The sequence below is a fragment of the Nocardiopsis sp. MT53 genome (assembly GCF_019598965.1).
In the GTDB taxonomy this organism is placed as follows: Bacteria; Actinomycetota; Actinomycetes; order Streptosporangiales; family Streptosporangiaceae; genus Nocardiopsis; species Nocardiopsis changdeensis.
This window is the reverse complement of the sequence record NZ_CP080599.1, coordinates 6,319,747-6,342,988: the sequence shown is the minus strand read 5'-3', so window position 1 is coordinate 6,342,988 and position 23,242 is coordinate 6,319,747. Positions and strand designations below refer to the sequence as shown.

General features: G+C 69.9%; 20 protein-coding genes. 10 read left to right on the top strand and 10 right to left on the bottom strand.

The features are described from left to right. Positions 1 to 78: 78 nt before the first annotated feature. From K1J57_RS28540 to K1J57_RS28520, 5 genes are read right to left on the bottom strand one after another with little or no spacing between them, the layout of a single operon-like run. Complete coding sequence (locus K1J57_RS28540) at positions 79 to 2,955, bottom strand: type I polyketide synthase (RefSeq protein WP_220561804.1); 2,877 nt, start codon at positions 2,953 to 2,955, stop codon at positions 79 to 81. Next, a complete protein-coding gene (locus tag K1J57_RS28535) occupies positions 2,952 to 3,668 on the bottom strand; it encodes a class I SAM-dependent methyltransferase (RefSeq protein WP_220561803.1) in 717 nt (238 codons plus the stop codon). The genes K1J57_RS28540 and K1J57_RS28535 overlap by 4 nt, the downstream gene beginning before the upstream one ends. A gap of 59 nt (positions 3,669 to 3,727) precedes the next feature. Next, a complete protein-coding gene (locus K1J57_RS28530; RefSeq protein WP_220561802.1) occupies positions 3,728 to 4,936 on the bottom strand; it encodes a styrene monooxygenase/indole monooxygenase family protein in 1,209 nt (402 codons plus the stop codon). Between the two features lie 29 nt (positions 4,937 to 4,965). Further along, entirely contained in the window at positions 4,966 to 5,850 is an 885-nt protein-coding gene (locus K1J57_RS28525) for a hypothetical protein (protein ID WP_220561801.1), read from the bottom strand. Next, a complete protein-coding gene (locus tag K1J57_RS28520) occupies positions 5,850 to 6,329 on the bottom strand; it encodes a hypothetical protein (RefSeq protein ID WP_220561800.1) in 480 nt (159 codons plus the stop codon). Before K1J57_RS28520 ends, K1J57_RS28525 begins: the two co-directional genes overlap by 1 nt. A gap of 232 nt (positions 6,330 to 6,561) precedes the next feature. On the opposite strand from K1J57_RS28520, the gene K1J57_RS28515 reads away from it, so the two are divergent. From K1J57_RS28515 to K1J57_RS33790, 4 genes are all read left to right on the top strand, one after another. Then, positions 6,562 to 7,767, top strand: a complete 1,206-nt coding sequence (locus K1J57_RS28515) for a helix-turn-helix transcriptional regulator (RefSeq protein ID WP_220561799.1) — start codon at positions 6,562 to 6,564, stop codon at positions 7,765 to 7,767. After that, entirely contained in the window at positions 7,764 to 8,642 is an 879-nt protein-coding gene (locus K1J57_RS28510) for a phosphotransferase enzyme family protein (RefSeq protein WP_220561798.1), read from the top strand. Before K1J57_RS28515 ends, K1J57_RS28510 begins: the two co-directional genes overlap by 4 nt. Positions 8,643 to 8,740: 98 nt before the next feature. Beyond that, the gene (locus K1J57_RS28505; RefSeq protein WP_255646659.1) at positions 8,741 to 9,775 is read left to right on the top strand and encodes a helix-turn-helix transcriptional regulator; all 1,035 of its coding nucleotides are present in this window, start codon (positions 8,741 to 8,743) and stop codon (positions 9,773 to 9,775) included. Between the two features lies 1 nt (position 9,776). Beyond that, entirely contained in the window at positions 9,777 to 10,112 is a 336-nt protein-coding gene (locus K1J57_RS33790) for a hypothetical protein (RefSeq protein ID WP_255646658.1), read from the top strand. On the opposite strand, the gene K1J57_RS28500 is transcribed toward K1J57_RS33790, so the two are convergent. Beyond that, positions 10,106 to 10,888, bottom strand: coding sequence for a phosphotransferase enzyme family protein (locus K1J57_RS28500; RefSeq protein WP_255646657.1), 783 nt, complete (start codon positions 10,886 to 10,888; stop codon positions 10,106 to 10,108). The genes K1J57_RS33790 and K1J57_RS28500 overlap by 7 nt on opposite strands. 244 nt (positions 10,889 to 11,132) lie before the next feature. Next, on the bottom strand, positions 11,133 to 12,023 hold the full coding sequence (locus K1J57_RS28495) for a phosphotransferase enzyme family protein (RefSeq protein ID WP_220561796.1): 891 nt from the start codon (positions 12,021 to 12,023) through the stop codon (positions 11,133 to 11,135). A gap of 290 nt (positions 12,024 to 12,313) precedes the next feature. Between K1J57_RS28495 and K1J57_RS28490 the strand changes: the two genes are divergently transcribed. Continuing rightward, positions 12,314 to 13,606, top strand: a complete 1,293-nt coding sequence (locus tag K1J57_RS28490; protein ID WP_220561795.1) for a helix-turn-helix domain-containing protein — start codon at positions 12,314 to 12,316, stop codon at positions 13,604 to 13,606. Then, positions 13,603 to 14,487 (top strand): phosphotransferase family protein, encoded by an 885-nt coding sequence (locus K1J57_RS28485; RefSeq protein ID WP_220561794.1) that lies wholly within the window; start codon positions 13,603 to 13,605, stop codon positions 14,485 to 14,487. The genes K1J57_RS28490 and K1J57_RS28485 overlap by 4 nt, the downstream gene beginning before the upstream one ends. A 201-nt stretch (positions 14,488 to 14,688) precedes the next feature. On the opposite strand, the gene K1J57_RS28480 is transcribed toward K1J57_RS28485, so the two are convergent. The 3 genes from K1J57_RS28480 to K1J57_RS28470 form a co-directional block, all read right to left on the bottom strand. Then, on the bottom strand, positions 14,689 to 15,657 hold the full coding sequence (locus tag K1J57_RS28480; protein WP_220561793.1) for an AraC family transcriptional regulator: 969 nt from the start codon (positions 15,655 to 15,657) through the stop codon (positions 14,689 to 14,691). Between the two features lie 278 nt (positions 15,658 to 15,935). Then, positions 15,936 to 16,346 (bottom strand): hypothetical protein, encoded by a 411-nt coding sequence (locus K1J57_RS28475; protein WP_220561792.1) that lies wholly within the window; start codon positions 16,344 to 16,346, stop codon positions 15,936 to 15,938. A gap of 412 nt (positions 16,347 to 16,758) precedes the next feature. After that, on the bottom strand, positions 16,759 to 17,040 hold the full coding sequence (locus K1J57_RS28470; protein ID WP_255646656.1) for a hypothetical protein: 282 nt from the start codon (positions 17,038 to 17,040) through the stop codon (positions 16,759 to 16,761). A gap of 405 nt (positions 17,041 to 17,445) precedes the next feature. Here K1J57_RS28470 and fxlM point away from each other — a divergent pair, with 405 nt between their 5' ends. The 4 genes from fxlM (at position 17,446) to K1J57_RS28450 (ending at position 23,238) form a co-directional block, all read left to right on the top strand. Then, entirely contained in the window at positions 17,446 to 18,669 is a 1,224-nt protein-coding gene (gene fxlM / locus K1J57_RS28465; RefSeq protein ID WP_255646655.1) for a methyltransferase, FxLD system, read from the top strand. A gap of 48 nt (positions 18,670 to 18,717) precedes the next feature. Beyond that, the gene (locus tag K1J57_RS28460; RefSeq protein WP_220561791.1) at positions 18,718 to 18,870 is read left to right on the top strand and encodes an FxLD family lanthipeptide; all 153 of its coding nucleotides are present in this window, start codon (positions 18,718 to 18,720) and stop codon (positions 18,868 to 18,870) included. Between the two features lie 70 nt (positions 18,871 to 18,940). Beyond that, positions 18,941 to 21,967, top strand: coding sequence for a lantibiotic dehydratase (locus K1J57_RS28455; protein ID WP_220561790.1), 3,027 nt, complete (start codon positions 18,941 to 18,943; stop codon positions 21,965 to 21,967). Continuing rightward, positions 21,964 to 23,238: a lanthionine synthetase C family protein gene (locus tag K1J57_RS28450; RefSeq protein ID WP_220561789.1), complete on the top strand. Its 1,275-nt coding sequence runs from the start codon at positions 21,964 to 21,966 to the stop codon at positions 23,236 to 23,238. The genes K1J57_RS28455 and K1J57_RS28450 overlap by 4 nt, the downstream gene beginning before the upstream one ends. Positions 23,239 to 23,242: the final 4 nt, after the last annotated feature.

The following is a 23,242-nucleotide window of genomic DNA, read 5'->3' as shown; positions in this document are numbered from 1 at the left end:
GGAAGGAGGGGCGGCGCCGGGAACGCCCGCGTTCTCCCGTTCGCAAGGGCAACGAACCGCGGGCGTGGGTCCAGGTCGTTACGAGGCGGGCACGGTCGCCTCCGTCCGTGGCAGCAGGGCGGTGAGGCGGTCCACGGTGGCCGCGATGGTCGCGTCTGCGGCCAGGTCGGTAACGGACTCGTTGGCCCAGGCCGGGTGTGCGGTGCGCAGGTGGGCGAGCACACCGACCAGGTCCAGAGAGGTCACGCCGGCTTCGGCCCAGGACACGTCCACCGAGCCGGGGGCGGTGCCGATGGTGCGGGTGGCCAGGGCCAGCACCAGGCCGGTGACACAGCCGTGGTCCTGGGCCGTCCAGGTGGCCGTGGCGGGAAGGTCCACGTAGGTGCGGTCCTCGGCGCCGGTGCGCTGCCAGACGGCCGGGGGCAGCTCGGCGCGTTCTTCACCAGGGGAAGAGGGGCCGGTGGGGGTGTGGCCGTGCACGTACAGGCCGGCGACGGCACGGAAGAGTTCGTCGGGGTCGGTGGTGGCGGTGGCCACCGGGGTGCCCGGGGCGGTATCGGTGATGTGGCCGGCCAGCACGGCCCGAGCTCCGACCTCCACCACGCCGGTGGGCTGCCCCTCGGTGAGGCGGCCGATGACGTCGGCGAAGCGTACCCGGGCGCGCAGCTGGTAGGCCCAGTAGTCGGCGCCGAGGCCGGTGGCGGGTGCTCCGGTGCTGGTGGAGACCATCAGAGCCGTCGGTGCGTTGGGCTCCAGGGTGTCCAGTTCCTGGCGCAGTGCCTCTTGGAGCGGGATGACCGCGGGGCTGTGGGCGGGCACCACGTCGCGGATCGCCTTGGCCCACACTCCCACCCGCTCCAGGGCCACAGCCGCTGCCGCGAGGTCGGCAGTGGTACCGGAGAGCACGCTCACCCGGGGGCTGTTGACCACGGCCACGTCCACGCCGTGCTCGGCCGCCACCGCCTCCGCCTGGTCGGCGGCTAGGGCCACGGCGAGCATGCCGCCCTTCCCGGACAGGGTCGCGAGTAGGCGGCTGCGGGCCGCGATGACCCGCGCGGACTGCTCCAGGGTGAGAGCTCCTGAGGCGTAGGCGGCGGCGACCTCCCCGGCCGAGTGCCCCACCCACACATCAGGGGCGATGCCCCAGGTGGTGAGGGTGTCGGCCAGGGCGACCTGGACCAGCCACCCGGCGTGCTGGATCTGCTCGAACCCCTCCAATGGTGCACCGGGAGCCCACACGGGCCCGTCCACGAAGGGTTGCAGGGCGGCCCGGCCGCGGTCCACGGCGGCGGCGAAGACGGGTGTGGTGGCGGCGAGTTCGACGGCCATGTGCTGGTGGTGGGTGCCGTGCCCGGAGAACACCCCCACCAGCCGCTCACGCGGGCCGTGGGCGGCCAGGGGGCCCAGGATGTTCTGGTGGGGAAGCCCGCTGGCGATCGCGTGCAGGGCCTCGGCCGCCTCGCCGGGGGTACGGGCCACCACGGCGGCGCGGTGGCGCGGGTCGTGGTCGCGGCCCCACAGCGCGGCCGCACCGACCGGCGCCAGGTCCTCGAGCGCGGCCACGGCGGAGGACCACCGGGCGGCGGTGCGGTTGAGGACCTGGCGGGTGTGCCCGGACAGCGGAATCACCACCGGTGCCGCTGGTGCCCTCTTGCTGGCGGGTTGTGGTTCGGGGGCGGGGGCGAGGATGAGGTGGGCGTTGGTGCCGCCGAACCCGAACGCCGACACCCCCACCGCCGCAGGGGTCCCGTCGGTGCCGGTGGGCCAGTCCACGGCCCGGGTGGGGACGGTGATGCGGCGGTTGCCCACCAGGGCGACCGGGTCGGTGTGGTTCAGGGTGGGCCAGATGCGTCCCGCGCGGGCTCCGACCGCCGCGCACATCACGTTGACGACCCCGGAGACGGCCTCGGTGTGGCCGAGACCGGGTTTGACTGAGGTGAGCAGAAGCGGTTGCTCCCGGTCCCGGGTGCGGTAGGCCTCGGCCACCCCGCGCAGCTCCTGGGCGTCCCCGGCTGCGGTACCGGTGGCGTGCCCGAGGACCGCGCCGACCTGGTCGGGGGACAGGCCTGCCGCTGCCAGGGCGCGGGTGATGGCCTTGGCCTGCGCGTGGCCGTTGGGGGCGATCAGGTGCGAGGTGCGGCCGTCGTGGGTCACGGCGCTGCCCAACAGGCGTACCCATTCCCTGGTGCCGGGGGTGAGGTCGGTGGTGCGGCGCAGGATGAGGGCGCCGCCGCCCTCGGAGCGCACGTACCCGTGCGCCGCTCGGCTGAACGGGGAGCACACCCCGTCGGGGGCCATCACCCCGTCGACCTGGTGGAAGTAGGCGTTGATGGCGGCCGAGTCCAGGCTGTTGACGCCTAGGACGACCGCGGTGTCCACCGTCCCGTCGGCCAGGTCCCGCGCCGCCAGGTGCAGGGCCACGGCGGAGGCCGAGCACGCCGAGTCCACGACGAAGCTGGGCCCGTGCACGCCCAGGTGGTAGGAGACGCGGTTGGCGATGATCGACAGGGCGCCGCTCTGCCCGGTGTGCGGGGTGGTGCGCACCCCGGGGGCGAACACCCGGCCGGCATGGTCGACCCCCGCGGCGCCGGCGTAGACGCCGGTGTCGGTGGCGGCCAGTGAGGAAGGGCGGATCCCGGCGTCGGCGAGCGCCTCCCACACCAACTCCAGGGCCAGGCGTTGTTGGGGGTCCATCTGCTCGGCCTCGTCGGCGCTGATCCCGAAGTGCCACCGGTCCAGGCCCCAGTCGTGGTCGGTGAGGGTGCCGCCGTGCCACCGCCAGCGGGGACGCTGGTCGGGGTGGACCTCGGCGACCAGCCGTTCCCACCGCTCCTCGGTCAGGGGACCGACGACGATGCGGTGCCCGGCCAGGGCCTGGGCGAGCTCGTCGGGGGTGGTGATATGGCCGGGCAGGCGCACCCCCATCCCCACCACGGAGACCGTGTGCGTGCTCATCGGATCGGCCCCCGCACCACGAACACCGCCGCACTGTGCATCACCCGTACATCGACCTGGGCGAAGCGCAGGTTCAGCTGCCGCTCCAGATCCACCAGCCGGTCACCGCGGTTGTGGAAGGTGTTGCGGCCCGGCTTGTTGTAGGCGCGCATCAGGAGGCGGGCCGGCAGGTTGTGGTCGGCGTCGGGGTCGCCCGCGCCCAGCAGGGTGTAGCCGAAGGCGACACCGTCGTCGGTGAGCGCGTCAACGAGCCCGTTGAACGCGGTGGCCTTGGCGGTGAACCCGGCCCCGGGTACGCAGTGCAGGACGTTGCCCATCGCGATGGAGGTGAACGTCCGCGACAGGCCGGGCCAGGGGGCGGCCAGGATGTCGTGCAGGTGGGCGGTGACCTGCGCCCGCCCCGAGAGCCGCTGCTGCGCGTGGGCCAGGGGCGCGGTGTTGATGTCGAGTACGTCGACGCGCCACTGCTCCGGGGGAGCGGGCGGTGGGGTGGTGGCCAGCATCTCGGCGTCGGCGGGACCGATCTCCAGGTGGCGGGCGCTCACGTGCTCGGCGTACAGGCCGGCCAGGGCGGTGTTGTCGATGCGCCAGGCGTAGGTGTGGGACAGCTCGCCGACGAGCCGCTTGTACCGGGCCAGGTTGCGGGGGCTGTACAGGGTGGGGTTGGGGGATGACACCCAGGAGGCATCGGTACGGGGTGTGTTCTCGGGCATGGGTGACCTCGCTTCGGCGTTGTCGCCTGCATCGAAGAAGGGGGTAAGAGGGCGGGGTGTCAGGCCATGGGGAGCATGCGGGAGAGCTCGGCGGGGTCGTCGAAGCCGCGCACCCAGGCGTTGGCGAACCTCTGGTCGGTGGCGGCCGTGGCCATCGCCGCCATCAGCTCCGGGGGGACGTTGCCGGTGTGGACGGCGTTGACCAGGTGCGAGAACGACGCGGTGTGGCGGATGTGCTCGTTCCACAAGGTGGTGAAGGTGTCGGTGAAGAACGCCTCGTCGAAGCCGCCGTGCTGGTTGTAGTGCTCGACCATGCGGTCGGCGGTGAAACAGGCGCTTTTGGTGGACAGCGACCAGCCCTGTCCGGTGCGGGGCTCGGTGGTCACGACCGTGTCGCCGACGCCGACGACGAAGCCGGTGCCCACGCGGGCGACCGGGGTGCGCACGACCGGGGTGACCGTGGTCAGCAGGGTGTCGCGGGGATCGGACAGCGTGGCGGAGTTGAACCGCTCACCCAGCTCCGGCAGGAGCCGGGGCAGCCGTTCAGCGAGTAGGGCGTACACGTTGCCGCGGCGGCCGTAGGCACTCAGGTCCAGCGGGTTGTCCTCGCCCGGGCGGGCGGTGACCATCACCGAGTGCGCGATTCCGGCCGAGGTCAGGATCGGCACCACGTACACCTCGCTGCTGGAGGCCGCGCCGGTGGCGACCGAGTACACCTCCACCTCGGCACCGGCGACTTCGGGGAAGTCCCGCAGGTACACCTGGGAGACGACCTGCCGCTCAGCGGCCAGCGGCCGGGAGGGGTCGGCGGGGAACAACCGACCCAGTTCACCCGCACCGACGGTGATGAGGACCGCGTCGAACAGGCGGGTGAACACGGTCAGGTCCGACAGGGTGATGCCGCTGATGGTGACCTTGCCACCGCGGTCCTCGAAGCACTCCAGCAGATCGGGGAGCTTGACACGGGGTTCCACCGCCGCCCCTGCCGCGCCCAGGTTGCCGGTGAACCCGAACTCGGCGCCGTCCCGGAGCCTGGTGATCATGGAGACGGTTTGAAAGAAGTGGTCCTCCTTCTCCCAGAAGTCGAGGTCCAGCGTGCGCTCCAGGCCCAGGGCGGTGGGCAGCGTCAGCTGGGTCATCTGAGCGGGACCCCGGCGCAGCTCTTCGGAGGACAGGGACGTGGCCACGGTGACGTCCGCGCCCCGGACGAGGAGGCGGTGGGCGAGCACGATCCCGGTCAGCCCGGCACCGACGATCAGAACCTTCACGATTTCAGCTCCCAGGTCGGAGGTGGGGGTCACACACGGCGGGCCGTGCGCTGGTTGATCACGTCGCCCAGCGCGGCGCGGGTGGCGGGCACCGACCGCACGTCGCACAGGGTCACCTGGCTCTCGGGCACACCGAACCGGTGTGCCACGGCCTCCGGGTCGGGGTCGCCGGGCACGTGGTCCAGAACGATCTGGACGGGCAGCACGTGTTCCGAGAGCAGGTCCAGGGCCGTCTGCGCCTGGTCCAGGTCCTCGGGCCCGGTCACGACCAGGGCGCCGCAGGCATCGCGCACCACGCTGGGCCACAGCGCGTCGAACAGGTGCACGTCGGGGAGCCCGAGCAGGTGGAGGTTGGTGGTTCCCACGGGGACCCGCCCCATGGACAGCTGCACCGACACCGGCGTATCGGCGTGCGCCTGGGTCGTGGCGGCGGAGGTGTAGAGCGTCTCCACGTGGGTGATGGGGGTGATGGCCGAGCAGGTGCCCAGGAACTCCGCGCCCCGGTGCTCAGGGGTGCCCAGCACGATCACCTTGGACGAGCGCAGGGACGCATCACAGTGTGAGGAGCGCCCCCAGGAGTCGCGGACCTCGTCGCGGGGGTCGAACACACCCCGGAGCTGCTGGCGGCTGACCCGGGCCCGGTGGTGGCGCAGGAGTTCCGAGACCAGCAGGATCGTGACCCCCCGGCTCATGCGCAGCCGGGTGGCGATCTCCATGATCGTCAGCGGCGCTGCGCCTTCGCGGTCCAGGTGGTAGAGGAGGAGCCACACCGTCAGGGCGCGCTCGCCCACGGTGTCGCCCACTTCGAAGGGCGCATCGCCCAGGGGCCGCACCAGGGTGTGCTCTCCCAGGGGCGGCAGCAGGACCTTCTTCGGCGTGTACGGGGGTACGGGGATCCTCGTGGCAGAGGACATCAGCGCCCCCCACTCAGGACAGGAGGCAGCGTGTGCAGGGCCGTATCGGTCCCCGCGGGCAGCAGCGGGGCGACACGGTCGGCGAAACGGGCCAGAACAGATCCCGCATCGGACAGCCCCCGTTTGGGGACCACCCCGGCCACCCACATGTCGTCGGTGGCCGGCAACAGGACCAACGCCCCGTCATTGAAGCGGACGACCAAACGCTCCACCGTGAGCGGAACGTCCTTTTTCAACCCCATTTCCGCATAAGCCCGGGAGAGGTTCTTCAACGCGTATCCGATCGCCCCGCACCGCTCGATCGCCTCACGGGACAAAGCAGGACTGGCGTCCACGACCCGGCCGTCGCTGGCGAAGATCACCACGTCGAAGCCGTGATCGGTGTGCAGGGTGCGGATCTGTTCGTGAACGGTAGCCGCAGGATCATCGCCTGCCAGGCTGCCCACAGGTGCCGTATCGCGGGGGTCGATCGTGTTCATGCCTCCATCATGGGCGCACCGGGAAATGAGGTTCAAGAATAACTCTGATAATTTCCATCAGCACCCTGATGGAAATCATCAGTGCGCTGATAAATGTTATCAGTATGCTGATATCCCTTCCGTTCGCTCGTTTGATGCGTGATTCTTTGCGCGAATGGAGGAGAAGCGAATGGGTCATTGTGCGAACTGCGGGCGCGACCGGGCCGCACGTCGCTGCACATGCGTTCCCGAGGTGTTCTGGGACCTGGACGATGTCCGCGCGGCGGTCAGCGCGGGTGATGCCGCCGAGACCATCCGCCTCCTGCGGCGCGAGACCCGGCTCAGCCAGACCGCGATCGCCAGAATGGTCGGCCTGTCCCAGGGCATGGTCAGCGCCATCATCTCCGGCGGCCGGCTGATCTCCCGCGACCGTCACCAGCAGGCCCTGCGCGGCCTCGGAGCTCCCGAACCGGCCCGCCCCTCGTCAATACCCTGCGCAGAAGACGACCCCGACGACTTGGAGGCCATTCTGCGCGACGGCACCGACCGCGCGACCCTGGCCGGCATGGAACAGGAGCTCGCGGCCCTGTCGGCCGCCTACGTCAGCCGGCCCTGCGCCCCGCTGCTGCCCCGCCTGAACACCCTGCGCACCGGAGCACTGGAGCACTACCGTTCCGGAGCCCGCCCCCGCCATGCACACGACCTGCTGGTCATCGTCGGCGCCTGCGAGCTCCTGCTGGCCTACGCCGCCCACGACGGCGGCAACCCCGCCGCAGCCCTGGCCCACCTGGAGCGCGCCGCGCGGTGCGCGGACTTCACCGAACACCCCCACCTGCCCGGCTGGATCATCGGCACCCGCGCCCTCATCGGCGACTGGCACCCCGCCACCGGCACCGACACCCTTGCCCTGCCCGGCCATGCCCCCAGCCCCCAGGCGTGGGCACGCCTGACCGCCATCACCGCCCGCGCCGCCGCCCGCCGCCACGACAGGCACACCGCCCGCGCGGGACTGGACCGGCTCGTAGACCACCAGGCCCAGCCCGCCGACACCGACGACCTCTCCCGACGCCTGGGTGGCATCTTCGCGTTCCCCGACCCCAAGCGCGACTACTACATCGCCGCCACCGCCGTCCTGCTGGGCGACGGCGACCGCGCCACCACCCACGCCCACGGGGCGATCACCGCCTACGAGGCCGGTCCGGCGATCCAACGCAGCTACGGCGACCTCGCCCTGGCCCGCATCGACCTGGTCTCCGCCCACCTGCTGTGTGGCGACACCGACGCCGCCCACACCGCTCTGGAGCAGGTCGCTCGGATCCCTGCGAGCGACCGCATCCACCAGCTGCGTCCCGCCCTGCACGCCTGCGCCGAGCTGGCGTTGAACGCCCCCATCGCCCCGAGCCGGAAACGGGAGATCACCGACCGGCTGACCGCGTTGCGGCTACCGTGGGGACCATGAGCGCCCCCCTGACATCCGCTCCCGCCGTCCTGACCGAGGCCGCCCACACCCTGGGCGCCGACCCGGCCACCGCAGTCCTGGTCCGCCACCACGGCACCCAGGTCTGGCACCTGCCCCGAGCCGGGGCCATCGTGCGGGTGAGCGGCCTGCGCCACCACCAGGCCGCCGAACGCTCCGTGGCCCTGACCCGCTGGCTGCACACCCGCGGAGTCCCGGTCACCGAACCCCTCCTGGACCGCGTCCTTATCGAGGACACCAGCGTGGCCACCCTGTGGCGGTACTACCCCCAACCCGCCGGCACCCATCCCGCGCCCGCGGACCTAGGCAGCACACTCGCGGCCCTGCACCAGGCCGGACCGCCCCCGGCGGAGATCCACCTCCCCGCGGCCGCTCCACTGAGTTCCCTGCGCCACACCCTGCACCACACCACCACCCTGGCTCCAGGTGTTGTGGCCGAGCTGTCCGGGCGCATCGACGACCTGCTCGACGCCTACCACGAGCTGGACTTCCCCCTCGGGGTGGGGCTGATCCACGGAGACGCCTGGCTGGGGAACATCCTGTTCGACGGGGACCGGCCGGTGCTGGGCGACTGGGACGAGGCGGTGCTCGGCCCCCGCGTCCTCGACCTCGCCAACCTCTGGCAGGGGCACCGCCGGTTCGGTCGCACCCGCGCCGAGATGGACGCGTTCGCCGCCGCCTACGGCTACGACCTGTCCACCTGGCCCGGTCTGGACGTCCTGATCCGCATCCGGGACCTTCACACCCTGGGGTCCTACGTCCGCGCCGCGGACCGTGGCGACCAGGCCGCCCAGACCCAGCTCACCCGCAGACTCGCCACCCTGGACGACCCCGCAGCCTCCTGGACCTCCCGATGATCACCCCACCCGAGGACCGGGCCTGCGGGTACTGTCGGCGGTCGCGCGCCTCGGAGGGGCCTGGGTCGTGTGCGTGCATCCCGGCATGGTTCTGGGACGTGCCCGAGGTGCGCCGGGCGGTGGAGGAGCGGGATCCCAGTGAGCTGATCCGGTTGCTGCGCCGGCACACGGACCTGTCCCAGACCGCACTGGCGCTCATGGCCGGCATCTCCCAGCCGTCGGTGTCCGGCATCATCTCGGGCAAGACGACCATCAAGCACCTCGACAAGGTGAAGGCCGCCCTCAAGGGCCTGGGTGCCTTCCAGCGGTTGGCATCTGCTGATGTGTCCACCTTCACTGAACGCTTCCCATCCGAACTCGGCCTGGGGCTGAACGGCTCCGGGCAGCAGACCGCGTCAGTCCTTGAACGAGTGACCCGCCTGGATCTGGAGGAAGTCCCCGGGGCCGAGGAACAACCGCCCTATTCGGCAATCAGTTCGGCCGTACTGTCGTGGCTGGTATCCGAACCCTCCTCCGGTTCCGAGGAACTCCGGGGCGAGGAAGGTCCCGCAGCGGCTATCCAGGCTGCTGCGGCTGCGTTCGCGAGCCTGGACAACCGCTTCGGCGGCGACCATGCCCGGATAGCAGCCACGCAGTACCTCAGCGGCACGGTGGTTCCGCTGCTGCGCAGGTCCTACCCGAGCAGCACCGAGCGCTCAGTGTTCGCGGCGTCTGCGGAGTTCGTGCTCGCGCTGGCGTGGATGTCCTACGATGCCCAGCGCAACGGCATGGCCCGACGCTACTTCGTACAGGCCTTGGATCTGGCGGACCATGCTGAAGACCGCCTGCTGGGAGCCAGTGTGCTGTCGGCGATGAGCCACCAGGCCAACTACATAGGTTCCTACACCGAAGCACGCGACCTGGCACGGGCGGCGTTGACCGGAGCCGGGGAGCGGGCGACGGCGACCCTGCGGGCGCAGTTCCTGATGATGGAGGCGCGCGCCCATGCATCCCTGGGGGACACATGCATCCCTGGGGGACAAGGGCGCGTGTTCTCGGGCGATGGGCCACGCCGAGCAGGCGTTCAACCGGCGCGACCCCAGTGCCGATCCGTCGTGGATCGGGTACTTCGACCAGGCGGAGTACGCCGATGAAGTGGCCCACTGCCACCAGGACCTGGGGGAAACCCGTACCGCTCGACGGTCGGCCGAGCAGAGCCTGACCGCGTCCTCCGGGCAGGAGTACGCGCGCAGCCGGGTCTTCACCCGGCTCGTGCTGGCGTCCGCCATGCTCGGGCAGGGCGAGGTTGAGGAGGCCTGCCACCTGGGTGCCGCTGTGGTACCGCAGGTGCGGGTGACGTCCTCGGCCAGGTGCGCGGGATACCTGGACACGTTCATCGACAGCGTGCGCTCCTATCAGGGGCAGCCGGAAGCGGACCGGTTCCTCCGCCAGGCTGGGACTGTGAAGGCTCTGGGATCTCCAGGTCAGTAGGGATTCCAGGTGCGGGGGCGGCGGGGGTCGGCGAGGTCGGCGATCCGCCGAGCGATCTCGGCGTCGATCTCGGGGCTCTCTCCACCCTTCTGGGCGAGCCAGGTGGTCATCCGCAACTCCCTGACCTGCTTGTAAAAGGGGTAGCCGTCCCAGGAGGTGACGTCGAACCCGTAGACGTCGCAGAAGTCGGCGTACTCGGTGTCGCTGTGCCAGCCCAGGTCTCGGTACAGGGCGGTCAGGACCAGATCCCATTCGGGTGGGCCCCAGCAGATGCCGTCCAGGTCGAAGAGCACAACCCCCTGGGAGGTGGCCAGGACATTGCCGATGTTGGCGTCCCCGTGGATGACGCGTACGCCGAGGACAGGTGTGACCGCAGACCAGCGAGCGGCGAGGTCCTGGTGGTGTGCGCGGAGCAGCTCGCGCTGGGCGGTGTCGAGCCCGGGGGCGGTGTCGATGCGTTCGGCCACGCGGTGGAAGGGGTCCAGGGCGGACAGGCCGAGCGACGGTGGCGGGGTGAGATGGTGCAGGGTGCGCAGCAGCCGGGCCAGTTCCCGTGGGAGGGTCCATTCGCCCTGGACCGCCTCCCACAGGGTGACGACCAGGTCCTCGGCCAAGACGGGTTGCTTTCCGGGTAAGGGGCGGGTCACTGGAAGGGACTGTTCGGCGAGCCAGCGGGCGGCTCGTACCTCCCGGTCGGCTTCCTCCCACCTGTCCGCAGAGCGCTCAACACGGGCGATCACGTCACTGCCGAGACGGAACACCGCTCGCTCTCCCATCCGAACGAGATCGGGAGGACTGTCAGTCCGTGAAGCGGGAACCCCCAGGGCCCGGGCGGCAGTGCTGACAGCGCGAGCGGCACGCTGGGGGAAATCTTCGGTGTGGGCCACAGGCCCCAGGCTATGCCGGATCGGCTCCGCCGCCCCATGACTACCAGGTACTCGAACCCTACGCCACCACCCGGCACGTCCAGGAGTTCGACGAATTCCTCACCGACGCCTCGCCCCTTCGGTCATGAGCCCTTCACGTCCCCGGCATCCACCGTTTGGACAAGGAGGGATCCCTCAGAGAAACGACCCGTCGACGTGCCTCGGGCAGCAAACGAGGTTCCCGGGCGGTCCGAGCGCACAGCCAGGCTGTCATCCTCAACTCCCTGACCGCGGCCAGGGTCTCGAACCCGGACCAGTCCCGTACATCCCAACCGTAGGCGTCCACGAAGGCCCTGTACTCCTCGGCCGTGTACCACCCCACCCGTTCGTAGACGGCGGCGACCACCAGATCCCATTCACGAGCGCCGACACTGAAACGCTCCAGGTCCAAGACCACCGCCTGCCCGTCGGTGTTTTGGACGATGTTCTTCCTGTGGGCATCACCGTGGACCGGACCCGGCGAAACCGCATAGTTCAAAAGGGAGGCTTCGAACCTCAAGCCCGCCAGATGTGCCTGTAGGAATTCCTTATCCAGTGCTCCGAGGGCTGACCGATGAATGTACTCGTCTATTCCTGCGAACGGATCCAGGGCGGGCAAGGACAGCTTCTCGGGAGCGCGCAAGCGATGAAGGCGTCGCAAGGCCCCGCCGATCACAGCAGGGGATCCAGGGCTGGTCTGGGGAACGAAGTCCCAGAGGGTGATCACCCATCCGCTGTCATCGAGCCGGGGCACCTCAGATCGAGTGCGTACCGCGGGTACTCCGCTCTCCTTGAGCCACTGTGCCACCGCCAACTCCCGGCGAGCCCGAAGCAACCCTGTCTGCGAGCAGATGCGCAGAACAACCCCGGCGTCGGGCAGCAACAGGTTCGCGTTCTCACCGATCGGGCCGAGGACACGCAGTTCCTGGGCAGGCCATCCCTCACACTGAGCGACCCTGCCGCCGATGCCCAAGGCGCGTTCACGCGTCAAGCTCTCTTCGGTCACGCTCCTACGCTACGCCGAGAACGACCGGCTCAGTACCGTTTATCGAAGTACCCCACGCAGGACCTCTCCTTTCTCCACCGCAGTCGAACGGCGAACAAGAAGCATGGCTTGAAACAACGCCCTGTCTCGCTCCTGTTCGTTGCAATAGAGTCCATACTGAATGTCGATCATGATCGGAACGGCGGATTTCGATGACGCACCACCCAGCGCCGGTGTGCGGGTACTGTCGGCGGTCGCGCGCCTCGGCGGGGCCGGGGTCGTGTGCGTGCATCCCGGCATGGTTCTGGGATGTGCCCGAGGTGCGCCGGGCGGTGGGGGATCGGGATCCCAGTGAGCTGATCCGGTTGCTGCGCCGGCACACGGACCTGTCCCAGACCGCACTGGCCCGGATGGCTGGCATCTCCCAGCCGTCGGTGTCCGGCATCGTCTCGGGCAAGACGACCATCAAGCACCTCGACAAGGTGAAGGCCGCCCTTGAAGGTCTGGGGGCTCTTCGGCAGCCTGGATCTGCTGATGTGTCCGCCTTCACTGATGCGACCTCGGGTAGCACCTCCTCCTCCGGGAACGCACCGGGGAAGCTGGAAGATGTGAAGCGACGAGACTTCCTCGAAGTGGCTGGCACCAGCGTTATCACCGCTCCTCTCATCAACCTGCCCGGGTTCGGCACCGACACGACCCGGGTCACCCCTGGAGAGCTGGACGAGGTCCACCAAGCCGCCGCCGTCTTCTCCAGCTGGGACCACACCTACGGCGGCGCAGGCGTACGCGCCGCCGTCACCGCACACCTGCGCTGGGCCGTCTCCCTACTGGACCGAACCATCCCCTCAGCCCTGCGGGAGGACACCTTCTCCGCCGTGGCTAGGCTCGCCATGGTCTGCGGGTTCATGGCCTTTGACGCCTACGCCCACGACGAAGCACGGCGCATGTTCACCTTCGCCACCCGCGCAGCCGAGGAGGCGAACGACTGGCACCTACGTGCCAAAGTCCTGTCGCACCGCTCCCGTCAGGAGATCTGGTGCGGCGACCCCGAAGCCGGCCTGACCTTCGCCGAGCTCGCTCTGGTGCGCTCCGACCGCCTCTCGCCACCAGAGGTCGCCATGCTCCTGACTGCCAGAGCGCGCGCCTTCGCCAAACTCCGCGATACCCAGCAGACCCTCACCGCTGTGGCCCACGCCGACGAAGCCTTCGCCGCCCAAGGCGGCCCCCAGGTTCCGGAATGGATGGCCTACTACGATGCCGCCCAGCACGCAGGAGATACCGGCCACGCACTCTGGGATCTGGCTGTGGAGAACCTGCACCCCGCGAAACCGGCCCACGACCGCCTCCAGTCGGCAGTGGAAGGCCACTCGGACGCCTACCGCCGCTCCCGGGCCATCTCCGGCATCAAACTCGCCTCCTTGCAGACACGCAGCGACACCGAACAGGGCCAGGACACTGCCTTACGTGCCCTGGATGACATGGGCCAGGTGCGCTCCCGCCGCGCCGAAGACGACCTTCGGGAACTCGCGACCACAGCTTCGGACACCGCACCAGAGCTGAGCCGACTCATCATGGACCGGATCGAAAGCAGACCACGACCTTGACCCCCGCGGCCGAATACCAACAACTGCTCGCCCCAGCACTGCGCCAAGCCGGCATCCCCCGCTCACCGGAGCAAGCACGCCCTATCCGCTTGGGCGAGAACGCCATCCTCAGCCTGTCCGGCCTCGTCGCCCGTATCTCCCGGCCTGGACAAGCCCGTGCCGCACACCGAGAAGTGGCCATCGCCCGCTGGCTCGCCACACAAGGACTCCCAGTCGTCACCCCTCTCGATGTCGACCAGCCCATCATCATCGACAATCGAGCCATCACCTTCTGGGAAGAACTGCCCGAGCACGGCCCCGGCACCGTTGAGGACGTCGCACACCTTCTGCGCACCCTTCACGCCTTACCGGTCCCCGACCACCTGAACCTGGGACGGCTCGACCCGTTCGTGCGACTGCCCCAACGCATCGACGACGCCGCCGGGCTCAGCGACGCTGACGTGGCCTGGTTGCGCGAGCGTCTCGCCGAGTTGCAACAGGCGTGGAAGACGCTCCCCGCCGGCCTGAGACATACCGTGGTCCACGGCGATGCATGGACCGGCAACATTGCCCGCCATGCCCACGGCACGCTTCTCCTCGACCTGGAGCGCTGCTCGGTCGGTCCACCGGAGTGGGACCTGGTATCCACCGCGATGAAGACCCACTCGGTGCCGTGGCTTTCGGAAAGCGACTACCGCAGCTTCGTTCAGGTGTATGGGGGCGACGACGTCAGGGCCTGGCCCGGTTTCTCTACTCTACGGGACATCCGAGAACTGCGTATGACGCTATATTTCGTCCAACATTCATCACAAGAGCACATGCGCAAGGAAGCCCAGCTGAGAATCGACTGCCTACGCGGCCATCGAGGCCCTCGCCCTTGGCCGTGGACGCCAGCGACCTGAAAACAGGCCAAGCACATCCTTGTCGGGTTCGCCGGTTTCTCTGCGGACACCACACCTGCACGGCCATGGTGCCAACATCTCGATCTGAACAGCATCGACTCCCCCTGGCGCGACCATGTCAACACAGATGAGCCGAAGAAGCAGAGTCGAGAACCCAACCCTGTACGAGCGAGATCAGCGCTGTCAGGGGAAACGGTCTTCTTACTTCCTCCCGTGCCGGTAATCCCTGGGTGACATTCCGAACGTCCGGCGGAACGTCCGGCTGAACACTTCGGGCTGGGTGAACCCGCAACGTGCGGCGACACGGTGGATCGGTACCGGGGCGAGTGCTGGGTCGGCCAGGAGGCCGCGGGCCCGTTCCAGGCGCTGTTCCCGCACCCATGCCGCCACGGTGTGCCCCTCCTCCTGGAAGAGGCGGTGCAGGTAGCCAACGGAGATGTGGTGCGCGGCGGCGATGGCCCCTGGAGTGAGCTCAGGATCGTGCAGGTTGCGTTGGACGAAGCCGCGGATCTCCAGGACCAGGGAGCGTCGCCTGCTCCGCGGTTCCAAGGCGTCTTCGGCCTCCAGGGTTTGAGCGAACAGCGCCGCGGCCAAGTCAGCGACCACTGTCCCCAGGCGCATCTCGTCGGTGGAGCTGTAGGGCCCGGGTGCCCCGGTCAGGCTTGTGAGCATGCCGGTCAGTAGTCCGCCGATTCCCTCCCGGCCGGCCATTCGCCGTCCGGTGAGTCGGTGGGTGTGGGCCCGGGGCAGCGGTAGGAGGTGGTGGGGCAGCTCGACACCCGTGCACACGACGGGGGCGCCCTCGTTCCACGCGGTCAGCTCGAACGGGCGGGAAGTGTTGATGACGTGCAGGTCCCCGGGCCCGTAGGCCGACTCCTGCGCGTTCTGGATGTTGACCATTCGGCCCCGCTGGAGAAAGCAGAGGTTGTACGTACCGGGGTCGGAGCGGTCGATCAATTCCTCGGTACGCTTTAGCACCGCGGGATGCAAGGCCATGTTCCACACACGCACCTCGCCCAAGTGGAGGTCGCGCTGGACCATGCCGAAGCCGTCCGGGTCGCAGCCGGTGAGCTCCATGGGGGTGACGGGGACTGTGGACAGGAGTTCGCGGCAGAGTTCGTAGCGTTCCGCGGCGTCGATCGTCCCGGTGTCGAACTCGGTTGCGGTCACGGACCACCCTCTCTGTCCGGGCCCCTGCCTTCAACGGGCCCGGGCTTCGTGGGTGCAGTCTAGGAAGCCCGCCTTTCAAGCGCCTTACGTTCCCGCCTCGGTGGGGGCGGGCGCCCTGACCCGTTTCGCTGGAACCGCCCGGGGCCACGGTCGTCCGGTACGGGGCGGATCGGCGGTTGCGGACCGGGGCTTCCGTCCACGGGTTGGACCTCCTCCCCGGAAAGCAGAAAGCCCCCCGCACGGCATCGCGCCGGACGGAGGAGTCTTATCTGCGCTATTTATTCATTGAATTCCCTGGAATGGGTGCAGCCCCTGGAGTTCTGGTAGGCGCTGGTCGGCCACTCTCCTGGGCAGATGACGAAAGTGTATACGCCGGAGTTTCCTATGTTGTATCCCTTTTTGTTGCACCCGCTGTCGCTGCTGTCCAGGATCGTCATTACCCTCTTGTGTCCGGACGTGTCCCAGTAGGAATTGTAGAAAACCGCTCCGAACACGGGGGAGCCATCATTGGGGGCGGTGTCGCAGATTTTGAAGACGTCCCCGTCGTCGATGAACTGCATCGTCCCTGATCCGGTCGAGATCGTCATGTTCGCTGCGGCCGTGGCGGCGGAAGCCGGGGCTGCCGATACCAGACCGGTGGACATCACGGCTGCGGCGACGGCGGCGGCGGGCATGATCTTCTTGAGCATGGGGAGGTGTTCCTCGCTGGTTTTCGCTCGCCGGGGCGTCCCGGTCGAGGGGCTCGAAATTCGGGTCACCTCATTTTTTCAGTTTTCTCGGGGTCGTCGTTGACCAGGAGTGACCACTTCCTTGATCCTGGGTCCACCGGTTCATACGGTCAGCGATAGGGATTCGGCCCTCGGGGTGCCTAGGCCTGGGTCCCGTTCATCGGTGGAGCACGCCGCTCTGTACGGCCCTTACGCCTGCGGCGGAGGCGGGCGTGCAGAGAGTCAAGAACGTGGCGACGCAGAAACAGGGACGTCTTTGGGAGGTTCGGTGTGGCTTGAAGCGCTCTCGGGGTCCTCTTCGGAGGGAGCCGTCGCATGAGGCGTAGCAGGTCCTGAGGAAGATCGGCTTGCACCGCAGCACCAGGAGCGCGGCCTACAACCAGACCGGGTCGGAGTACTTGACTCCTATTGCTTCCAGGTCCCAGTGGGGTTGGTCGCTTCCGGTGCCGAAGTCGCCCTTCTCCCGCAGCTGCCGCTCCCGGGCCAGATCGAACCCCGGCCGGAAGTACTGGAAGGTCTCGGCGTTGTTGCGGCCCTGGGCGGTGACCGCGCCGAGCACGGCGGAGAACGTGTGGTGGGGGACGGTGAGCCAGTCCGCCCACCGTGCCCATTCCCGGGTGTCGTCCAGCAGCGTCTCACCGACGTCGAACACCACAGACCGCACCATGACACCCCTTGCCTCTACCCGGGTAGATCTCACGCCCGGCTCACCCTAGCGACCCCCTGGGCCGCCGAGCTCCCAAGGCGTGGGTTGCGGTGCGAACTGCCGCTAATCGGCAATTCATGTCATCTGGGAATTCCATGTTCCCCCGCCGCTTCTGGTGGTGTCCGATCAGGCCTCATGTCCCGTAACGGGGTGATTATCAGAGAACTGATAAAGATTATCAGCGCGCTGATCGCTTTTCTTGGGAGCTCTGTGCATGGTGGGTGCACGGGCACGGATCCGCCCCGGCAGCGGCCCGCCCTGCCGATGTGATCTTCGTGCTGGAGCGGACACACGCTCGGGCCACCGTGACAGCCGCACACGACCTCGACCATCCGACACAGGAATGAGATGCCCATGACCGATGTGAGCTCCGACCCCGGGCAGGTGGAGAAGATCCGCCGGCAGATGGTCGACACCCTGCTCCGGCTGCAGGAGGAGTGGGGCATGCCGCCGATTTCGGCGGAGGTCGCGGATGTGCTCAGGAAGGTTCCCCGGCACGTGTTCGTCCCCGAGGTGTCGCTGGAGGACGCGTATGCGACCGACTACGCGCCACCCGTCCAGCGGACCGGGGACGGCCTCATCACCAGTTCGATGTCCGCGGTGCGGGTGCAGGCCATGATGCTCGACCAGGCCGGGCTCGGACCGGGCATGCGGGTGTTGGAGATCGGCTCGGGCGGATACAACGCCGCCCTGATCTCCGAATTGGTCGGGGTCGGCGGTGAAGTGACCACCATCGACATCGACCCCGAGGTCTCCGACCGGGCACGCCGCTATCTGGATGAGGCCGGGTACAAGGATGTGCGCGTGGTGACCGGTGACGCCGAGTACGGCGTGGAGGCGTTCGCCCCCTACGACCGCATCATCGTCACCGTCAGGGCGTGGGACCTGCCGCCGGCCTGGACCGCCCAGCTCACCGACCACGGCCGCCTGGTCACCCCGATGCGGCTGCGCGGGGTGAGCCGCACCGTCGGATTCGACCGCGTCGGCGATCACCTGGCCAGTCGCCCCGATCACCACCTCACCGTGTTCGTGCCCATGCAGGGCGCGGGTGCGCACGAGGAGCGCGGGATCGCCGTGCAGGGGGACGACATCGCCCTGTACGGCGCAGAGGAGCCCGTGGACGTGGCCGCGTTGCGGAACTCCTTGCACGGCCCTCGCAAGGAGTTCTGGCCGGGGATCGAGTTCACGTACCCCGACCGGCTGCACCTGTGGACCGCGGCCCACGCCGACCGGTACGCGATGCTGCACGTGGCCGGCGACGTCCTCGAGCACGGGCCTTCCGGGCCCCTGGCCCGCCAGCCCGTGCCGGTGGTGCTCGCCGACGACGGGAGCGTGGCGGTGCGCACCAAACGCTCCCTGGGCGATGGCCGGTTCGAGATCGGCGTGTTCGCCTACGGACCCCGTGGCCAAGACGCCGCCCAGAACTACATCGACGTCCTGCGCGCCTGGGACCGGCACGACGGATCCATGGCCCGCATCGAGGTCTGGCCCAGCGGCACCCCCGACGCTGACCTCCCCACGAACCGGGTCCGGGTCTTGGACAAGCCGCACACACGCACCGTCCTGGCCTGGCCCTGAACGCACCCCACCCCGGGGTGTGCCCCTCCACCCGAAAGGAAGACAAGTATGTCTCTGGACCACCACCAGGTCGACGCCGACGGGTTCGACCTGGACGTCGAGGTCATCGAGAGCGCCCCTCGGCTCGACTCCCTGCTCAACCTGACCGGGGACAACTGCGGCTCCACGTGTGAGAGCGCCTGCTCCACCACCTGCCCCTAGGACGGCCCTTCGCTGAAACCCCGGCGCCGCAGCCAGCGGCGCCGGGTCATCCCCTCTTCAAGGAGCGCCCGTGCACCCCCGATTCACCGCCCACTCCAGCGGCGTGCTGCGCGCTTCCGCGCTCGCCGCCCCCCACGACCTCCCCTTGTGGCCTGACGGCCCCGCCGACAGCCCCGAGCACCGCAGTGCGTGGGTCGGATGGCTGCGGCAGGTGCGCGACCATCCGGTGCTGGGAGCAGCGATCAGCGACGCCGGCCCCATCCTTTTCCAGCGGATCGACCACGTCTGCCATGGCGGCGCCAGCGGGCGTGACCTCGCGCGGGTGGCCCGCTCCTGCGCCCGGTACGTGTTGCGCGCCCAGAGCCGGGCCGCGCCGTTCGGGTCGTTCGCCGGGGTGGCCCCGACCCGGTTCACCTCCGCCGTATCCGGGAACGTTGGCGTCGACCACCGGCCGGTGGCACGGGTGAGCGCGGCCTGGACCGCGGCGGCCGTCGATCGGTTGGAAACCTGCGAGCCGGAGTTCACCGCCCACCTGTCGGTCGTCGCCAACACCCTCGCTGTGGTGCGAGCTGGCCGGATCCTCATCGAGCACCAACCCGAATCCGGCGCCGACCACGGCAGGCGTTCCTCGCTGCGGCTGACCGCCCCCGCGCGCATGGCCCTGGAGACGGCCCGCACCCCCACGTCCTGGGCCCAGGTGGAGGCCGCGCTGAACACGGCGTTCCCCGACCGGGGAGACGCCGTCCGTGCCCTGGTCGGCACGCTGGTGCGTCACCGGGTGCTGTTGACCTGCCTGCACCCGCCCATGGACACCCCCGACCCGCTGGGGCACCTCATCGCAGCCGCGCGCGACGCCGGCGCCGACCGGTACCCGCACGCCGCGACGGTCCTCGCCCACCTGGAGACCGCGCAACGGAGCCTCGCGGACCACGACCATGCACCCGAACCCGCAGTGCGGGCCGCCGCGATGAGCCGCGCCCGCACCGCACTCGCCGGTGTGGCACCGGTGGACACCCCGACCAGCGTGGACCTGCGGCTGGAGAGCGACCTGGACCTGCCGCGCACCGTCGCCTGGCAGATCCAGGACGCCGCCGGAGTGCTCGCCCGCCTGTCTCCCGTCCGCCAGGGCACTCCCGCCTGGGCCGACTACCACCGGCGATTCTGCGAACGCTACGGGATCGGAGCAGTGGTACCGGTGACCGAGGTGACCGACCCCGACTGTGGACTCGGGCTCCCCACCGGGTTCCACGGCTCCCGGCTTCCCACGCCCCCAGCCCAGGCGCTGTCCGAACGCGACGCCGTCCTGCTCGGCCTGGCACAACAGGCCACCTGGGACGGGACGGGCGAGGTCGTGGTGGACGACCACCTCCGGGACCGCCTCGGCGCCACCCCGCTCGACACCGTGTGGCCGCACACCGAACTGCGGGTGCGTGTTCACGCCACCAGCCGGGAAGCCCTCGACGCCGGTGACTTCCGTGTCGTGGTCGCCGGGGCCTCCCGCGGGGCCGGCACCACCGTGGGCCGATTCCTCGACCTGCTGCCACCCTCCGGCCGGGACCCCTTGATCGACCTGTACCGGCATCTGCCCACCCTGCGCCAGGACGCGATTCTGGCCCAGCTCACCTGCCCGGCGGCATCCACGCGCGGCGACCAGGTAGCGCGCACCCCCACGGTGCTGCCGACCCGCCTGGCGCTGGGCCAGCACCACCCGGCCGACCCCAACGCCCTGGGACTGGACGACCTCGCCGTCACCGCCGACCCTCACCGCCTGCACCTGGTCACCCGCCACGGGCTGCGGCCGGTGGAGCCGGTCGTATTCCACGCCCTCGAATTCACCCGCGCCGCCCACCCCCGGATGCGGTTCCTCGCCGAGCTGCCCTGGGCCTTCACCGCCGTTCCCGTCCCCTTCTCCTGGGGAGCCGCCACCCACCTGCCCTACCTGCCCCGGGTGCGGTGGCGGCGATGCGTCCTGGCCCCCGCCCGGTGGCGGTTGGACGCCCACACCCTTCCCGGCCCCCACGCGCCGTGGCAGGAATGGGCCGACCACCTGGACCGGTGGCGAACCACCCACCGGGTCCCGGACGAGGTGGAGATGGGGGAGAACGACCAGCGCCTGCGGGTGGATCTGCGCCTGCCCGCCCACCAGGACCTGGTGCGCACCGGGCTGGTCCAGGCCGGGAGGATCTTCCTACGCGAGGCGTCCACCGACCAGGACCTGGGCTGGATCGGAGGCCGCGCCCACGAGATCGTCGCGACCGTGACCGCGAACCAGGCACCGAGCCCGGTCCGGCCCCTCCCCGGATCGGCTCACCCCCGCAGCCCAGAGCACCTGCCCGGCGAAGCCGGGTGGTGCTCGGTGAAGCTGTACGGCCACCCCGACCACGCCACCGCCCTGATCACCGGGGGGCTTCCCCGGTTGTCTGCTACCGGAACGCCGCTCTCCTGGTGGTTCCTGCGATACCGGGACCCCGATCCTCACCTGCGCGTACGGGTCCACATCAAGGACCCCGAACAACTCAAGGCCGTGCACGCCTGGACACGTGACCTCCGCGCCCAAGGCCAGGTCGCCGCCGTCGTCCACGACACCTACACCCCCGAGTCCGGAAGGTTCGGGCCCGGTACCGCGATGGAGGCCGCCGAGGCCTTGTTCGTCGCCGACTCCCGCGCGGTCGCCGCCCAACTCGCCACCGACCAGACCGAGGCAGGCACGCGCGTGTGGGCGGCCGCCAGCATGACCGACCTCGCCCACCACCTTCTCGGAAACGCACCGGATGCCCGACGGTGGCTCATCGACCACGCACCCGCAGGCACCACCGACCGCACCGAGGCAGCGCACACGATCACGCTCACCGACCCCGACCACGACGGCCCTCCCGCCCCCATCCGGGACGCCTGGGAGCAACGTGCCCAAGCAGCCCGCGCCTACGCCAAGGCCCTCGCCGACCTCGGCTTCACCGCCGCGGAAGTGCTGCCGGACCTGCTGCACCTGCACTCGACCCGGCTGTTCGGCCCCGACCCGGCCACCGAACGGGCATGCCTGGCACTGGCACGGGCCGCCGCTCTGAGCTGGAACGCCCGTACCAAGGAGCCCCAGTGACCACCGCCACCACCACCGCGAACCGGGCGCACAGCACTGCCCGGACGATCCTGGACAGCCTCACAGACCCCGACCACGTGCGGTTCCTGCCCGACAAACCGGCCCTGCGCCAACGCCCCTCCTCCCTGGGCGGCGGCACCGCAGGCGTAGCGCTGGCCCACATCGAGGCCGCCCGCACCGGACACGGGTCCTGGAACACCGCCAAGGCCTGGCTCACCCGCGCCCTGTCCGGTCCGGTCAACGGCAGTGACACCGCCACCCTGTGGTCCGGAGCCCCCGCCCTGGGTCTGCTCACCACCATCGCCGCGACCTCGCCCACCCACCTGGCCCGAGCACGCACCCGCCTGGACGAGGCCACCACACGCCTCACCCTCCACCGGCTGGACCAAGCCCACGCCCGCCTCGACCGAGACGAGCTCCCCACCCTGGCCGAGTTCGACCTCATCCAAGGACTCACCGGGCTCGCCGCCTACCACCTGCACACCCACCCCGACGCCGACATCACCGCCCAAGCGCTCACCTACCTGGCACGGCTCACCCTTCCACTGCCCGACGACCCCGACCAGCGGCCAGGCTGGTGGACCGAGCAGTCCCCCCACAACCACCTCGACCCCGACTTCCCCGGCGGACACCTCAACCTGGGCACGGCCCACGGCATCGCCGCCCCCTTGGCGGTACTGTCGCTGGCGCTGCACCACGGGGTCACCGTCGACGGGCACACCGACGCCATCGGCCGGATCCTCAACGTCCTCGACACCCGGCGCCACACCGGCCCGCAAGGGACGTGGTGGCCCTACTACATCACCCCCCGACGGTGGAGCACTGGCCCGACCACCGCCCCCTCCACCGCCCCCTCCACCGCGCAGCGGCCCTCCTGGTGCTACGGCACCCCCGGCCTGGCCCGCGCCCAACAACTCGCCGGGATCGCCCTGGGCGACCACGGCCGCCGGGCAAAGGCCGAGCAGGCGATGGCCGACTGCCTGCGCGACGCCTCCCAGCTCGACACCCTCACCGACCTCGGGCTCTGCCACGGATGGGCCGGGCTGCTGCACTGCGCCTGGCGCATCAACGCCGATGCCCCCGACGCGCCGCTGACACAGGACCTGGACCGCATCGCCCTCACCCTCATCGACCGTCTCGAACCCGACGGCCACCACAGCCCGGACCCCGAGTTCCTCGACGGCCGCGCCGGGATCGCGCTGGCCCTGCACACCTACGCCACCGGCACCGCGCCCGGCGTGCCCTGGGACGCCTACCTCGCCCTGGCCTGACCAC